17 protein-coding genes are annotated in these 16,185 nt (G+C 49.3%); 10 read left to right on the top strand and 7 right to left on the bottom strand.

Features of this window, described 5'->3' with window-relative positions; genetic code table 11:
• Position 1 precedes the first annotated feature (1 nt).
• The 8 genes from AC50YG_RS20985 (at position 2) to AC50YG_RS20950 (ending at position 6,959) form a co-directional block, all read left to right on the top strand.
• Entirely contained in the window at positions 2 to 820 is an 819-nt protein-coding gene (locus tag AC50YG_RS20985) for an AraC family transcriptional regulator (protein WP_494829277.1), read from the top strand.
• A gap of 26 nt (positions 821 to 846) precedes the next feature.
• Positions 847 to 1,503 (top strand): SGNH/GDSL hydrolase family protein, encoded by a 657-nt coding sequence (locus AC50YG_RS20980; RefSeq protein ID WP_494829275.1) that lies wholly within the window; start codon positions 847 to 849, stop codon positions 1,501 to 1,503.
• Between the two features lie 209 nt (positions 1,504 to 1,712).
• Positions 1,713 to 2,435: an MBL fold metallo-hydrolase gene (locus tag AC50YG_RS20975; protein WP_494829273.1), complete on the top strand. Its 723-nt coding sequence runs from the start codon at positions 1,713 to 1,715 to the stop codon at positions 2,433 to 2,435.
• Between the two features lie 58 nt (positions 2,436 to 2,493).
• On the top strand, positions 2,494 to 3,069 hold the full coding sequence (locus tag AC50YG_RS20970) for a TetR/AcrR family transcriptional regulator (RefSeq protein ID WP_473762315.1): 576 nt from the start codon (positions 2,494 to 2,496) through the stop codon (positions 3,067 to 3,069).
• 123 nt (positions 3,070 to 3,192) lie between these two features.
• Entirely contained in the window at positions 3,193 to 3,492 is a 300-nt protein-coding gene (locus AC50YG_RS20965; RefSeq protein ID WP_494829270.1) for a hypothetical protein, read from the top strand.
• 161 nt (positions 3,493 to 3,653) lie between these two features.
• On the top strand, positions 3,654 to 4,910 hold the full coding sequence (locus AC50YG_RS20960) for an MFS transporter (protein ID WP_473762312.1): 1,257 nt from the start codon (positions 3,654 to 3,656) through the stop codon (positions 4,908 to 4,910).
• Positions 4,911 to 5,008: 98 nt separating this feature from the next.
• Positions 5,009 to 6,115: a rhamnogalacturonan acetylesterase gene (locus AC50YG_RS20955; protein WP_494829268.1), complete on the top strand. Its 1,107-nt coding sequence runs from the start codon at positions 5,009 to 5,011 to the stop codon at positions 6,113 to 6,115.
• Positions 6,116 to 6,245: 130 nt separating this feature from the next.
• Entirely contained in the window at positions 6,246 to 6,959 is a 714-nt protein-coding gene (locus AC50YG_RS20950; protein WP_494829266.1) for a hypothetical protein, read from the top strand.
• 436 nt (positions 6,960 to 7,395) lie between these two features.
• Here AC50YG_RS20950 and cobA read toward each other — a convergent pair whose 3' ends face one another.
• The 4 genes from cobA to nirB form a co-directional block, all read right to left on the bottom strand.
• Positions 7,396 to 8,181: a uroporphyrinogen-III C-methyltransferase gene (gene cobA, locus AC50YG_RS20945; protein WP_341282886.1), complete on the bottom strand. Its 786-nt coding sequence runs from the start codon at positions 8,179 to 8,181 to the stop codon at positions 7,396 to 7,398.
• The gene (locus AC50YG_RS20940; protein ID WP_494829264.1) at positions 8,181 to 9,050 is read right to left on the bottom strand and encodes a formate/nitrite transporter family protein; all 870 of its coding nucleotides are present in this window, start codon (positions 9,048 to 9,050) and stop codon (positions 8,181 to 8,183) included. Before AC50YG_RS20940 ends, cobA begins: the two co-directional genes overlap by 1 nt.
• A gap of 100 nt (positions 9,051 to 9,150) precedes the next feature.
• Positions 9,151 to 9,462, bottom strand: coding sequence for a nitrite reductase small subunit NirD (gene nirD / locus AC50YG_RS20935; protein WP_473762304.1), 312 nt, complete (start codon positions 9,460 to 9,462; stop codon positions 9,151 to 9,153).
• A gap of 18 nt (positions 9,463 to 9,480) precedes the next feature.
• Positions 9,481 to 11,916, bottom strand: coding sequence for a nitrite reductase large subunit NirB (nirB, locus tag AC50YG_RS20930; protein ID WP_341281497.1), 2,436 nt, complete (start codon positions 11,914 to 11,916; stop codon positions 9,481 to 9,483).
• Positions 11,917 to 12,219: 303 nt separating this feature from the next.
• Between nirB and AC50YG_RS20925 the strand changes: the two genes are divergently transcribed.
• Together AC50YG_RS20925 and AC50YG_RS20920 are read left to right on the top strand one after the other, a co-directional pair.
• A complete protein-coding gene (locus AC50YG_RS20925; RefSeq protein WP_473762298.1) occupies positions 12,220 to 12,840 on the top strand; it encodes an ANTAR domain-containing response regulator in 621 nt (206 codons plus the stop codon).
• 12 nt (positions 12,841 to 12,852) lie between these two features.
• On the top strand, positions 12,853 to 13,920 hold the full coding sequence (locus tag AC50YG_RS20920) for an anthranilate phosphoribosyltransferase (protein ID WP_494829261.1): 1,068 nt from the start codon (positions 12,853 to 12,855) through the stop codon (positions 13,918 to 13,920).
• A gap of 99 nt (positions 13,921 to 14,019) precedes the next feature.
• Here AC50YG_RS20920 and AC50YG_RS20915 read toward each other — a convergent pair whose 3' ends face one another.
• The 3 genes from AC50YG_RS20915 to AC50YG_RS20905 all read right to left on the bottom strand — a co-directional run bounded on the left by AC50YG_RS20915 (position 14,020) and on the right by AC50YG_RS20905 (position 16,078).
• Positions 14,020 to 14,430, bottom strand: coding sequence for a hypothetical protein (locus AC50YG_RS20915; RefSeq protein WP_494829259.1), 411 nt, complete (start codon positions 14,428 to 14,430; stop codon positions 14,020 to 14,022).
• Between the two features lie 199 nt (positions 14,431 to 14,629).
• Positions 14,630 to 14,857: a hypothetical protein gene (locus AC50YG_RS20910; protein WP_046228538.1), complete on the bottom strand. Its 228-nt coding sequence runs from the start codon at positions 14,855 to 14,857 to the stop codon at positions 14,630 to 14,632.
• Between the two features lie 237 nt (positions 14,858 to 15,094).
• Positions 15,095 to 16,078, bottom strand: a complete 984-nt coding sequence (locus AC50YG_RS20905) for a helix-turn-helix domain-containing protein (RefSeq protein ID WP_473762292.1) — start codon at positions 16,076 to 16,078, stop codon at positions 15,095 to 15,097.
• Positions 16,079 to 16,185 lie beyond the last annotated feature (107 nt).

Genomic DNA, 16,185 nt, shown 5'->3' with positions numbered 1-16,185 from the left:
AATGATCGATTTCAGCTACCAAATCCAAACACCGCTTGAACCTATTTTTCACTCGCATACCTATTATGAGGTTTATTATTTTCATGAAGGAAAATGCAACTATTTGATAGGCGATCAAATTTATCATATGCAGCCGGGCGATTTGATGATTTTGTTCGGCATGACCCTGCATTGCGCCAAAATCGACCCTTCGGTTCCTTATGTGCGATCGATTGTCCATTTCGAGCCTTCGCTGCTGCGCCCGCTGCTGGAGCTGCCGCAGGCGCTTAATGTCATGGAGCCGTTTGAGGAGCTGCGCAACCACCGCCTGCGGCTCAGAGGCGAGCATAAGGAAGAGGCTGAGCGGCTTCTGGCTCAAATGCATGTGCATCAGCAGCGGGGCGATGCGATAGGCAGCAACCGCCTGCTGCTTGCCTTTGTTGATCTATTGTATTTTATTTTTGGTTTATGCGAGCAGCCGCTGAGGGAACGGCAAGAGTTTTCTACGGATAAGGAGCAGACGGTGCAGCGTATCATTTCCTTGCTGGAGCACAGCTATACAGACGATTTGCATATGGAGCAGCTGGAAGAAAGGCTTCATCTAAGCAAGTCATATATCGCTAGGCTGTTTAAGGATGTGACGGGTGTAACGGTGTTTCACTATGTGTATCGAAGGCGGATCAATGAGGCGAAAATCATCTTTTTGATGGAGCCGTCCGTCACGGTTACAGAAGCTTGCTATCGCCTTGGTTTTAAGCATTTAGCTCATTTCAGCAGAATGTTCAAGCAGTTCGTCGGTGTATCGCCAGAGCAGTTCAAGCGGCGCGAGACGCAAGGCTAATCGTGAAAATAAGGGGAATGATTAGGGTGAAGCTGGAACGTGGGCAGAAGCTGTTGTTCATTGGGGACTCGATTACAGATTGCGATCGGAACAAGCAGGATGGCGAGGGACTGTTCGGCGCCCTTGGCAGAGGTTACGTAGCTCAGGTGGATGCGCTGCTGCAAGCGGTATATCCAGAGCTCGGCATTCGCGTAGTAAACGTGGGAACGGGCGGCCATACGGTCCGTGATTTGAAAGCGAGATGGCAGGAGGATGTGACGGATAAAAAACCGGACGTTCTTTCGATCATGATCGGCATCAATGACGTTTGGCGCCAATATGATACGCCGTTCATTAGGGAATGGCATGTATATATTGAGGAGTACGAGCAAACGCTGCGCGAGCTCGTAGCGCAGGCGAAGCCAGTTGCCAGCAGCGGTATCGTGCTGATGACTCCTTTCTTTCTGGAAAGCAATGAGCAGGATGCGATGCGCCGCACGATGGACGAATATGGTGCTGTTGTGCGCCGAATTGCAGATGAAACGGGCTGTCTGTTCATTGATACACAGGCGGCATTTAATAAAGTGCTGGCCCATCTGTATTCCGCTACCTTGGCGTGGGATCGCATACATCCGACGGCAGCAGGCCATGCGGTGCTGGCGAGAGCTTTTTTGCAGGCAATGGATTTCGATTGGACGAAATAAAATGGGCTGAAGCCTAGAAGCTTATCCGCTGCGGATAAGCTTCTTTTGATTTTAATGCTGCATAAGTCGTCCATGCGAGAGTTTTAAAAAAAGTAGTCGATGGAAGTAAAGCAATAAACATATTGCCAAAACTAATACCATTAGTTATTATAAAACTAACGACATTAGTTTTGGCGCAGCCAGCGCAAAATACCGAGGAGTGATGCATTGTGAGAATGACTAGACACCAGCATATCTATCAGTTGACCTACTTGCCCCATGTATTTCCTGTAAATTGCTATTTGATCGAAGAAGAGGACGGCTTGACGCTGATTGATGCAGCACTGCCGAATAATGCCGAAGCGATTATGCAGGCAGCACACAAGCTCGGCAAGCCGATTGTGCGAATCGTACTGACGCATGCGCATGATGATCATATCGGCGCGTTGGATAAGCTCAAAGCACAGCTGCCAGAGGCAATTGTAGCGATATCGGTGAGAGATGCGCGATTGCTGCGTGGAGACCGTTCATTGGAGCCAGGTGAGCCGATTACCCCAATTAAAGGTGGTGTGCCGAAAAATGTAGCAACGAAGCCGGATCTGCTTCTGCAAGGCGGTGATCGTATCGGCTCACTGCTGGCGGTTGCAGCACCGGGACATACGCCGGGCTCCATGGCCTTCCTCGATACTAGGGGTGGAGAGCTGATTGCTGGCGATGCTTTTCAACGGCGTGGCGGCCTTGCGGTCAGCGGACAAGTTCGGCCGTTGTTTCCATTTCCGGCATGGGCAACCTGGAATAAGCAGCAGTCGCTGCTTAGCGCTCAGCGCTTGCTTGCGCTGAAACCGTCTTTGCTGGCAGTTGGACATGGCAACCTGCTTGTTGATCCGGTGGCCGCAATGGAGCAGGCCATCAATGTGGCTGAACGCAAGCTCGCTGCGTCTATGGTACATTAGAGCAAATCGCACACGGATATAATGGATACTGATTTCACAACAGCAAGGAGAAGATGATATGTCGCCAAGAATAGGCTTGGATTTACCGACGATTGTTCGGACAGCCGCAGAAATTGCCAATACGCAAGGGCTCGAAGCCGTGACGATGGCATCGCTTTCGCAGAAGCTGGGCATTCGCTCTCCCTCCTTATACAACCATATAGACGGTTTGAGTGGCGTGAGGCTGGCCCTCGCGATTTATGGTTTGCGCGAAATGAACGAGCAGATGACTAAAGCGGTAGAAGGTCTGACGGGGGAAGACGCCGTTTATGAGGCGAGTAAAGCCTATATTGCTTTTGCCCGCTCGAATCCGGGTGTTTACGAGGCGACAGTTCCGTCTCAATCGCAGGATAATGCTGAATTTAAAGCAATTAGCGAGCAGCTGATCGGTCTCATTATTAATCTGCTTGACCGCTATAACTTAAAGCATGAGACGGCGATTCATATCGTCCGCGGCTGGCGCAGCCTGCTGCATGGATTTAGCTCTATCGAGCAGAAAGGAGGCTTCGGCTTGCCCTATCAATTGGATGAATCCCTGCAGCTTGTGCTGCAAACGTATTTGTCGGGTATTCGAAGCTTAAGCAAAGAAGATTAAACGTTGTCTGGGCATAAAATAGGCCGCTTCGTACGTATGATGAAAGGGAAGTATGTATGAACTATTTTTCCAGAAGGGAGAGGGCTGTCCATTACGAAGCAACAGCTGCCGCGAAGCTCGCTATTGTCTATTGGAGGAATGCTGCTTCCCCTTGTCATTCACGGCATTCATTTGCTGCTGCCACTGCTGTTGACTGGAAGTATAGCAATGGAAAGCAGCATGCATAGGCATCACGGTGAGGTGGCCAGCTCGGGAGCAGATTGGGTGGGCTTGCTGCTAAGCGGGATTACGGCTATTTCTGTCATCGTCACGATCATTTATTTGTACCGCATCTGGACCAGCAAAACCTGCAGCAAAACGAACGCATGGCTGTACACGGGCATTTCCGTTGTGTGCTTCGTGCTCATCGCCGCAACATTATAAGGCAATAGGGAAAGCTCGAAGCCAACTAGCGGCTGGAGCTTTCTCTTTTTTTGCAAAAATCTTCTGTTGCGCTTCTGGTTGAATTTTGCTCTAATGAAAGTAACGTAAATGAATGAACACTCTTCGGGAAAAGGAAGAGATTCGAAAGGAAGCAGCAGAAGATGGAAACGAAAGCCCGATTGCATAAATTTGGCATGCAAATGACTCCCCGTGTATGGTACAACGCCAAAATTGATGTGGGCGCATCCCTATTATTCAGCTTGTTTAATGTCGTGCTTAACCAGTTTTACATGCCGTTTGCGATACAGCAGGGGGCGACGAACTTTCAAGTAGGGCTATTGTCGGCTGCTCCGGCAATCGGCCTTATTTTCTCGCCGTTGTGGGCGAACTGGATCGAGAAGAGCAACAATCCGAAGCCATTTGTAATTATTCCTAATTTAATTGGCAGGCTGCTTCTGCTGCTCCCGGCGTTGTTTGCTCAACCTTCGGTGTTTGTGGCAACGGCGCTCGTTTTTCAAATTTTGATGGGCATCCAGGCTCCGGCTTATGCAGCACTAGTATCCCGCATGTATCCGCCTGATGTAAGAGGCAGGCTGATGGGCTATGTGCGAGTGGCCATGGGAGCCATTATGATTCCACTAGCCTATTTGGTTGGAAAATGGGCGGATGCGTCCGGTACGTCGTGGCCGCTCGTCTGCGCAGCAGCGGCAGGCACATTGTCTATATTGCTGTTCCAGACGCTGCGGCTGCCGAAAATTCCATTGAAAAAGTTGGTGGCTCCCGGCGCATCCGTCACCCGCTTCTCGCTGCGCGACCAGTGGAAGCTCGTATCGGGCAATAAGAAGCTGGCAGTGCTGCTGGCGGCAACGTCACTTGCCGGCTTCGGTAATATGCTGTCCATCCCGCTTTACCAAATTATTCAGGTACAGGTGCTGGAACTAAGCAATGTGCAGATTGGATATGCGCGGGTCGCTTATTTTATCGGACTGCTGGTCACGTATTTTATTGCGGGCTGGATGATTGACCGCTTTGATATCCGCTATACGATATTGGGCGGCATTGCAGCCTATGCCATCGTTCCGATGCTCTATGGATTTATAGGTACCTACCCTGCTGTCATTCTCGGCAACGGCATTCAGGGAATTGGGGAAGCGATTTGGGATATTGGCATTTTGGCTTATATTTTCAGGCTTGCTCCCGGCCGGGAGGCGGTTGTGTTCGGCATCCATCTGATGCTGTTCGGCGTGAGAGGCACGCTTGGGCCATTGCTGAGCGCCGGTTTGTCGGACAGTGTGCCGCTCAGTACACTGCTTATCGGGGCTGCTATTTTTGGCTGCGTCGGGACACTGCTCTTCATAATCGGCAACCGCAAGCGGGCAGGAACGCCGCTAGCAAACGGTACTACGCTAGGAGAGTAAAAAACAGATGGCAGGACGGTTGTCCTGCGTACAACTTAGAGAACGCTTACAACCAGAGTAGGAAACGGCTGATCATCATTTATAGGAGGAAAACAATAATGACAGATGTTTTTCGATTTGATTTTGGTATTGGAGCTGCGAGGGACGAGCATGTGAAGGTAACGGACTCTACGTTGTACGAGCCAGACAGAGGCTATGGATTCAGCTCGGTGACGAAGGTGACGGCGAAGCGCCGAGCGGAAGCAGAGGGCATGGGCAGCGACTTCTGCATCCCTTTGGAAACTTCTTTTTTGCTTGATGTTGAAAATGGTATCTACACCGTGAATCTGTTAATCGGCGACGCCATAACCGTTACAGAGACGACGATTAAAGCGGGCTGCGGTAGGCTCGTTGCCCAGCGCTTAAGGACGGTAGCAGGCGAGTTTATTCGCTACAGCTTCGCCTTGTCGGTAAGGGATGGTCAAATCCGCCTGGCCTTTACGGGATTAGCGCCGCGCATTAATGCACTTGAGGTGCTGTCTTCTAACCAAACGCCGACCATTTTTCTTGCTGGGGATTCAACGGTTACAGATCAGCCGGAGGATGGCTATCCCTATGCAGGCTGGGGACAAATGCTGCCCAAATGGTTCAAGCAGGACGTAGCCATTGAGAACAGGGCGGTTTCCGGGCGCAGCTCCAAAAGCTTCATCGGAGAAGGCCGACTCGATGAAATCTTTCAATGGATGAAGCCGCGGGACGTGCTGCTGATCCAGTTTGGCCATAATGACCAGAAGCCGGATGAGGAGCGGCGCACGGAGCCTTTTACCACTTATAAGGAATATTTAAAGCGATACATAGATGGGGCTCGGCAGCGCGAGGCGCTTCCTGTGCTGGTGACATCCGTACAGCGGCGATTTTATGAAGCAGATGGTAGTCTCGTCGATACGCATGGCGAATATTTGATTGCGATGAGGGAGCTTGCCGAGGAGGAGAACGTACCGTTAATCGACTTGGCGGAGGAAAGCCGCAAGCTGTTTGAGGAGCTTGGTCCAGAAGCGACGAAATCGGTATTTATGTGGGCGGCGCCAGGCGAGTTTATAAATTTCCCCAATGGCGTAGAGGACAATACGCATTTTCAGGAGCGCGGTGCGCTGCAAGTTGCCGGCCTAGTTGTGGAGCAGCTGAAGCAATTGAGGCTGGGGGCTATTCAGGTCGCGTTCCGCTAAGCGTTATTGTCGCAATGTGAGATCTGCACATTCAGCGGACGTTCAGGGGGCATTCATACGGTGTTCATAATGGTTTGATAAGCTGAGCTTGTACATTCAAGCAAGGCTTATTGAAAGGAAGCGAACCTTTATGAAAAATTGGAAAATACTACTAAGTACGATTCTCATAATGGCCACCTTGGCTGCATGCAGTGCCAATCAGACAGCGACGAATACGACTGCTGCAGGCACGGAAGCGGCCGCTGCGCAGAGTGGTACACAAGCGGATGCTGGTGCTGGTGCTGGCCAAGCGCAGGGCGGTCCGGGCCAAGGCGGCATGATGATGGGAGGCACAATGGGCAAGATCAAATCCATTGATGGGCAGACCATTACGTTGTACAAATCTTCCTTTACGCCAGGTGACCGCCAAGGAGGCGGCGAGCCTCCAGCGCAAGGAGATGCACAGCAAGGTGAAGCAGGAGCGGCGCCAGATGGAACACAGCCGGAGCCGCCAGCACAGGATGGTGGACAGACTGCCCAAGGTCAGGGCGGTGGGCGGATGAATATGGAAAACATGTTCACCGAGGAAACGGTGGAAGTGACGGTAACTGATGCGACAACGATTACAGCTATCTCCTTCGAAAACGACCAGCGCGTGGAAACAACCAAGTCGCTTGCTGACCTCAATGCCGATGACATTGTTACCTACACGGTAACCGATGGCACCCAGGATGCGGCGACGATTCAAATCGGCGGCATGATGGGTGGAGGAATGGGCGGAGGTCGTCCAGGCGGCCAAGGCGGTGGAGCAGCGGGCCAAGGCTCTGATGCTGCGGCAGAAGCATCTCCTACAGCAACTTCATAAGGACATTGCAACCGAATAAAGGAAAGAGCGGCCCTAATTAATGGATGCTCTTTCCATTTAGGGTTTGTATGAAAACCCAATAATACGATTATTTTTTGTACCGCGATGGCAGGGGATCATTTCCTTTCTTGAAGGACAGAGGTTCCGCTATTTTAGCTTTTTATACAAATTCAGCCCGTAAGTGGACAGCAAATCAGCTATTGTCCTCATGATTACGTCAAAATGACGATTGGTGCAGCATTAGCGGCTCCTGAGTCCGCAGGATTCTTCCTAACCGATATTCTGTTGAAATAGCGGATTCTGTGTCCACCAAGCTTCTGATACTCTCATTATCATCTGCGTACACAACCTATTAAGTGGCAGCAAGCGCTGCTTCAAATACAAGAGACCCTGGGGAGCTTAGCTCCCCAGGGTCTCTTGCATTTGAAAATTTCTGTCAGCCAATTAATTGCCCGGCCTGTTGCTCCGCTTGCTGCTCTGCCAAGAGCAGCTGCTCCCGCACTTTGACAACCTCGCCGATAATAATTAATGCCGGGTTGCTGAGCTGTACGGATGCGGCCAGATTATGAATATGCTCAAGTGTCCCTGTAAAGGTACGCTGCCTCGAGGTGGTGCCTCGTTCAATAAGTGCAACGGGCGTCGTAGCGGCTTTCCCATGCTTCAGCAGCTCTTCGCGAATGGCGCCAAGCTGGCTGACCCCCATATAAATCGCTAAAGTATCTACGCTGTGTGCAAGCAGATCCCAGCGTACAGGAGCTTTATCCCCATGGCAGCGGGTGCCTGTGACGCAGGCGAAGGATGAAGCATGCTCTCGGTGTGTAAGCGGAATATTCGCGGCTGCTGCTGCTCCAATGGCGGACGTAATACCGGGAATTACCTCATAAGGAATGCCATGCTTGGCAAGCTCCAGCGTTTCCTCGCCGCCACGTCCGAAGACGAAGGGGTCGCCGCCCTTCAGCCGAACGACATTTTTTCCTTGGCTAGCATATTGTACAAGCAGTTGATTAATTTGATCCTGTGGTATAGCATGGGCGTTCGGTGCTTTGCCGCAATAGATGAGCTCGACGTTTTTGCTGGCATAATCGAGCAGCTCAGTTGTAGCGAGCCTGTCATACAAAATAATGTCAGCCGACTGGATGCGCCGCATGGCTTTTACAGTAATGAGCTCGGGATCGCCTGGACCTGCTCCGACAATATAAACCGTACCTGGTGCTTGCTTCATCATAGACCACTTCCTTTGGCGACAATCGCTCCAACTGCTGCTGGCTCGGATTTTATCTGTGCTTTAACGCCTACAGCTTGGTTTTTCGGCGAAGGATGGGACAAATACAGCATCATCCCTGTGAACACTGCACCGCCAATAAAGTTGCCAACGAGTACGGGGATTTGATTCCATACCCACCAATCAGAAAAGCTGACGTGAGCGCCAAACAGCATGCCTGCGGGAATGACGAACATATTAACGACAGCATGTTCAAAGCCTTGGGCGAAGAAAATGACGATTGGCAGCCACATCGCAATGATTTTGCCGCCCGTTGATTTGGATGTCATCGCCATTACAACGCCGAGTGTTACCATCCAATTGCACAAAATGGCTTTAATAACAACAAGCATCATGCCCTCAGACCCCATATGCTTGTAGCCAATTGTTTTCGTTTCGCTAAGCTGTATAATCATTTGAATGAGCGGATTGCTCATATCGGTGAACATTTTCGTAATGACTAAACTATACAACAGCGCATAGGCAGCGCAGCCAATGAGATGTCCGGCGATCACCCAAATATAATTGGACAGCATTCGGGATACGCTCGTCCTGCGGGCAAGAACAGCTAGCGGAAGGAGTGCAAAGCTGCCAGTAACAAGCTCCAATCCAAGGAGAACAATGATGACGAACCCGGCTGGAAATACTAGAGCACCTGCAAGACCAAGTGAGGTTTGGCTCGTTGCTGTAAAAGCAAGCGTTGTGGCAAAAGCCAAAATCGCTCCCCCGAGAAACCCGCGAACGAGCATTTGCAGCGTGCCAGCATTTGCTTTTGCAGCCCCGGTATCGATCATAGCGTCTATTACTTCTGCGGGTTTGATGTAGGACATAATGGTTTCTCCTTAAGATTAGCAATGGCATAACATGCTCTCTATTATAAAAGTAAAAAGACGATATTAGGAAATAAGTAATATTTATAAAATGTATAAATTAAAGCGTTACATAGATAGCGCCGTCCTCTGGATCAATTTCAGTATCAAAAGTCATTACACAGCCGTCATCCGGATCCTTGACCAATCCGCTTTGGAGGTCAACCTTCCAATCATGCAGCGGACAATGGACAACTGTACCGCATACCATGCCTTCGGATAATAGTCCGCCCTTATGCGGACAACGATTTTCAATAGCCAGCACACTGCCGTCCTCAAGACGGAATAATGCAATTTCCGTCTCCTTCACACGAACGGTGCGTGAGCCGCGAATATCAATATCAGATAATTTGCCAATCAGCAGTTTGCTCATATTTAATCCCTCCTGATGTTAGACCGGCAGCGGGCCGGCAATCGGTTCGAAGTTTTTACGCAATTCATCGTTATCAACAATTTCTTTCCAAGGATCTGTAGTCACGCTGAGTGCTTTCTGTACACGTTCCATGAGCGCGAGACGGTCTTCCTGCTTCTCCAACGCTTTCTTCACTGTATCAAGACCAACACGGTCGATCCAGTGTGCTGTGCGCTCATTCCATTGCCCTGTTTCGCGGTAGTATTGCAAGTAAGCACTCGTCCATTCCATAACCTCTTCTTCTGTTTTTACCGTAGTCAGCAGATCGCAGGCTCTTACCTTTACGCCGGCATTGCCGCCAACATGAATTTCCCACGCCCCATCAATAGCTACGACGCCCAAATCTTTAATCGTTGCTTCCGCACAGTTGCGGGGACATCCGGATACCGCCAGCTTGAACTTCGCTGGAGCGTTCAGTCGCTCAAAAGCTTTTTCCATCTTAATGCCCATAGCCATGGCATCCTGTGTGCCGAAGCGGCAGAATGTATTGCCGACGCATGTTTTTACGGTACGGAGCGTTTTGCCGTAGGCGTGGCCCGAAGCCATCTCCAGCTCCTCCCACATTTTTGGCAAATCTTCTTTCTTTACACCGAACAAGTCAAGGCGCTGACCGCCTGTAAATTTCACCAGTGGCACATTGAATTTCTCTGCTACCGAAGCGATTTTAATCAAGTCGGCTGGAGTCGTCACTCCGCCATAAATACGTGGAACAACGGAATAGGTACCGTCCTTCTGAATGTTGGCGTGGTAACGTTCATTCGTGAAGCGGGATTCCTTCTCATCGACATATTCCTCTGGGAACAGCATGCCGAGATAGTAGTTGAGGGAAGGGCGGCACTTCGAGCAGCCTTCTTTGTTATTCCAGTCGAGCACATGCATTACTTCTTTGACAGTCATCAGACGCATGCTTTGGATTTGTTCGACGATTTCATCACGGCCAAGCGATGTGCAGCCACAAATACCTTCCTTCGCCGATTCGCCGACCTTATCACCTGCGTAAAAATGCAGCAGTCCTTCAATGTCGGCCTTGCAGCCGCCGCAAGATGCGGATGCCTTCGTGCAGGCTTTTAGTTCACCAAATGTATGGCAGCCTTTGTTAAGGACTGCATCGCCAATCGCGCCTTTAGTAACGCCGTTGCAGCCGCAGACGATTTCATCGTCGGGCATATTTTCCAGACGGCTTGCACCGCCACCTGATTTGCCAAGCAGATCGCTCGAAATGCCGAGCAGCAGTTCTTTCTCGCGGCCTTCAATCGATTCTCCGCTTTTAATGGAAGCAAACAACGAAGCACCATCTGCTGTATCACCGAATAATACTGCACCAACCAGCTTGCCGTTCCGTATAACGATCTTTTTATAAGTGCCGGCCACATCATCTTGAATCCGCATTGCGCGTGAGCCCTCTGTCTCAACAAAGCGCCCCGCCGAAAAAACATCGACGCCAGAAACCTTTAGCTTGGTGGAAGTTACCGATCCGGCATAACCAGCCGTTTCCACGCCAGCGAGACGTTTAGCGAGCACCGCGCCTTGCTCATACAATGGAGCCACAAGGCCGTAAGCAACGCCTCTATGCTCGACACATTCTCCAAGTGCTGATACATGAGGGATATTCGTATTCATAAAATCATCGACGAGTATGCCGTTGTTATAGTCAATACCGGAGCTTTTCGCCAAATCGACATTCGGACGAATGCCGACCGCCATTACAATCAGATCAGTAGCCAAGTGGCTTCCATCGGTAAATTGCAGCTCCTTGACTCTGCCGCGGCCTGTAATAGAAGCGGAATGCTTGCTGAGCAGAAATTTCATGCCTTGCGTTTCAAGTTCTTTTCTCAGCATGAGCGAGGCCGCTTCATCCAGCTGGCGTTCCATAATATAAGGATGTTTATGAATGACCGTGACTTCCATACCGAGGTTGAGCAAGCCGCGGGCAGCTTCTAAGCCGAGAAGGCCAGCGCCGATAACGGCTGCTTTTTTGTATGATTTTGCTGCGCTGAACATTTTTTCGCAATCTTGAATATCGCGGAAGGCAATGACACCTTCTTTATCTGCGCCGGGAATAGGGAGCATAAAGGCTTTGGAGCCTGTTGCGATAACCACTTCATCATAAGGGGCTTCAATGCCGCTTTCGGAAATAACAACTTTGCGCTGCGTATCGATTTTCTTGATCGATTGATTCGTATGAAGCGTAATGTTGTTTTCCTTGTACCAATCCCAATCATTAATAATGATATCTTTAAGCTCGGTGCTGCCCGCTAGGACGGTGGACAACATAATACGATTATAGTTAGGGTGCGGCTCCGCACCGAAAATCGTGATTTCGTAAGTATCTGGGGCGAGCTTGAGCAAATGCTCGATTGCACGGACACCTGCCATGCCGTTGCCGATAAGTACTAATTTTTTAGGGACTGTCATAATGGTTCTCTCCTCTCAAATAGGGCAGCTCTGTCTAGGTAAATATAAAAAGCCTGATTTCGCTGCCAAGGACACAGTTGTGCTTTCCTTGGTAGAACGAAACCAGGCTCCGTTGCCGGTTCAATCGAATACGCCATTGTACTCGTGAAAAAACGTTATAGTTGATAGTGCTACTATACACTGGATTTTTATATCATGTCAATATACCTCACGTAAATTGTTGTATAATTTGAGGTGTCGACAAATTAAAGGTTTTTGTGTTATAAATATTCACAACAGTTAAATAGGAGGGGGCGCTCCTGAATGCGTTCTTTATTACTAATTGAACATAAAGCAGTCGAGCGGGAGTCTGAACAACAGAAAAACCAGGCAGACCGTGATTTAAGTAGGCTTTTTCCTGAAGTTATATTGGAATCCAGCGGTTATTTTGTTTTACATGGCAGCAGCGAGGAGCTTGCGCGCAAGCATATCGCTCAATCGGATGCGGTAGTATTAAATCTCCCATTAAACGAAGTAAAGTATTGGGGCACTAAGCTGCTGGGTTGGAAAAAGATTCCGATGCTTTGGTGGTGCAGTGCCGAAACCGCAACGCTTTCGAATGCTTTTTGCGAGGATGATCTTCCGGTGGATGGCATCATTACGCCGGTTATGAGCGAGCAGGAGCTGCATTGGGCATTCCATTTTGGCGCAAAGCAATGCAGTGAGCGTCAGCAATGGCATATGGAGCGCCAGCAGCTCGAAGGCCGCCTGGAAGAACGGAAATGGATCGACATGGCGAAGGGTATTTTATGCGACATTAAAAAAGTTTCCGAAGCGGAGGCTTATGACTTGCTGCGCAAGCAGGCGATGAATGAACGCAAACGTCTCGTGGATGTAGCGACATCCATTGTGAAGGTATATCAGCTGCTGCAGGAGCAAAAATAAGGGGGAGTACCAATGATTACCAATCTACTGAAGGAAGTCGGGCGCGGCAAAAGGGGTGCGCGTGATTTGACCTATGATGAAGCGGTGCAAGCAGCCGAATGGATTGTGAATCTGGAGGCGACTCAGGCTCAGATTGGCGCTTTTTTTATGGCGGAGCGAATTAAAATGGAAAGCGTTGAGGAGCTCGAAGCTTTCGTCAACGTGTGCCGGAGCCAGGCACGCCGCGAGCATGTGCAGGAGGGAATTGATTGTGCAGGACCATACGACGGCAGGAAAAAATCATTTTACGCCACATTCGCGACCTCCTTCGTCTTAGCGGCAGCTGGATTGCCGGTTACGCTGCACGGCACAGCTTCGCTTCCTCCCAAATGGGGCATTACGCTGCAGGATCTGCTGCTTGAGCTGGGTATAGATCCGAAGCAGCTCTCACAGGAGGCATCACTTGAAGCTGCTAGGGAGACGGGCATTCTGTTCGTTCCAGCAGAAGAGTGGTGTCCGCCGCTTAAGCGGCTGCATGGACTGCGTGAGGAAATGGGCATGCGAACGGTGCTGAACACAGCTGAGAAGCTTGTCGATTATGGACATTCGCCTTATATCATATTCGGCGTTTATCACAATACGGTGTTTGACCGCATGTCAAAGCTAATGATGAATTTGAACTATAAGAAGGCGCTCATTGTCCAAGGAACGGAGGGCTCGGAGGATTTGTTCATCGAGCGGCCAACCAGGACGTTTCAGGTGGAAAACGGTGAAGCCAGCCTGCAAATCATCGATCCAGACGCGTATGGACTGGAGCTGACGCCTCCCGAGGTGGACTGGACGCCTGCCGAGCAAATTGCTGTGACGGAAGCTGTGCTTAACGGAGGCGGCCACCTTGCTTTTATGAACCAGGTGCTGCTTAATGCAGCGGTCCGGCTTCATTTGGCAGAGCGCGTCGATTCCATTGAAGAAGGCTTGTATACGTGCAAGGATTTGATCGACAATGGGACGGCATGGGAGCTCTATGTGAAGTGGAAGGTTAGCTTGCTTGTCTCGGAGCAGCAGCGGCCGCTTCATAAGGCGACGGTTACGACACCTTAGTCGTAACCGTGTATAGATATCCTATCATTTACATGAAAAAAGCAGTCTTCAAGCTCGCGTCGCGGGCAATTTGAAGGCTGCTTTTTGGTATGGAATGGGTTAGTGATCTTCGAGCACATTTTTATATTGATTGGAAAATAGCGGTTGTTTATGTTTTAAACGTTCAATTTCCAGCTTAATAATGGACTGCTCCTTAACGATGTATTCCACATCTTGTTTAAGGCTCGTAACATTCTGATTCAAATGCGAAACTTTGTCATGCGTATGACGAAGTATGCTAATGACATCGTCATTTTGCGAATCTTCCATGCGCTCCAGTTGGATTTGAATTTGATCAAGCCGCGTATCCATTTGGTCAAGGCGAGTGTCTACTTGGTCAAAACGCTTGTCCATTTGGTCAAGCCGAGTATCTACTTGATCAAAACGCTTGTCCATCTGATCAAGCCGTTCGTTCGTTTGCTGTGCAAATTGGATCAATAACTGTTCAATTCGGTTCATTTGTTCGCTCATTTAACAGCCTCCAATAATCATTGAATCTAGTATACCATGTATTAAAATTTGAGCAATGGCCCAGTGATGCTGGTGGCCTAAACGAAGCAAAGCAGGCGATGCCAGATCGCCTGCTTGAACGAACAAAATCATAACTTAAAATCACAGCTTGTCCAATTGCCAGAATAGCAAGAGCTCAGCTTGCAGAAGCATACTTAGCTTAATAAAGGGAAATGGTTAACGTATCCTTCTCATGATACGAATGCAGCGTAGCTTCGCTGCCGACAATTTCGACGCTGATCAGCGACTTGATACAGAGCTTGAGCGCATTTTTTCCAGTGTTCAGCTTGCGGTTCAGTACATCGGTCAGCTTCTCGACAGCTTTTTTATTCGTATCCGTTATATAGACGGGAATCGTTTTATTTTGAAACAACAGCATTGTTTTCATAAAGGATTTCCTCCGCTCATTGGCTAATTTTAATTTAACTTTACTTGATGAATCTTAAGCGAATCTTAAAAAAAAGTTATGAAAAGGTTACAAAATCGTAATTTTTTCTAAAATTCTAAGCATTTATAAGATTCATCCTTATATCCGCTTAGAATTCTAGGGCAAAGCTCTTCCCACGTCCTAGAAGGACGACGAAGTCGTTTTTGCTTGAAATATAAGAATTTATAAGTTTTGCACTTATAAATTGGGCTTATATTTCTCGGACTGAAACGCGCTGTGCCGCCAGAGGACGGGGAAAGCCGTTTCACCTTGTAATGCGCCATTTTGGACCGGATTCCGCTTTTGCTTGCGAAAATCGGAGGGGGTACAGTTCAACGTCTTGCGAAACACTTTAACAAAATAGCTGATATGGTCGAAGCCGACCTCCAGCGCAATGTCTGAAATTTTACGTTCCGTGTGCAGCAGCAGCTCGGCCGCCTGATTCACCCGATAGGCGTTCAAATATTCAACCGGCGTCTGCCTCGTCATTGATTTGAAAAAACGGAAAAACTGTCCTTCGCTCATCGGAATTTGCTCCGCCAGCTCGCCAATGCGTATTGGTCTGCGATAATGCAGCTGGATATAGAGGATGCTTTTCTTAAGCCGCTCTATTCGAGTTCTGTCATCCGATCTTGCCTCGCTGCGATTGCACGCCCGGTTCTCAATGGCGATCTCATGCAGCATTAAGTAAAAATACCCTTTCACCGCAGCTTCGAATCCAGCATAAGGAGCTCTGCAGCAGTTGATCATCGATCGGAGCAAGAAGAGCAGCTGCCGCTTCCAACCGTTGTCCGGTGATATATGCCTCGGGAACGTCTTTTTCTTCTCCTGGAACGGACGAACGCAGGTTTCTTGTACAGCATCGTAGCTTGTGCTATCCAGCCAGCGAACGTCAAAAACGATGGCGCAATAGGTGCAGGAGGAGCCATTTAAAGAGTGCCCCGCATGGATATCTCCGCTGTCGATGAAGACGGCTTCGCCTGCGCGAACGGGAAAATACTCCGTGTCAATCTGGAAGAGCATCTCGCCCTCTAATACAACTAGAAACTCAGCCTCGTCATGCCAGTGGCAATCTACATTTACCTCACCAGGTGCATATTCCATCCAGTAAGCAGCAAGAGGAAAGGTAACATCGCCATGCATGCGGTCTTCCCTGAGCGAATGACGCAGCGTCAAATCCATTGCAGTCAACCTCCGGTGATGAAGAAATCAGAATGGTGTTATAAACGGGCATAATTCTGTTAGTTTGTTGCTTTGCTTATCAGTATAATGCAAAATAGAACGATTTT

The sequence above is a fragment of the Paenibacillus sp. J31R34 genome (assembly GCF_059383715.1).
Note: the sequence above shows the minus strand (reverse complement) of the source record. Positions and strands in the feature narration are given on the sequence as shown.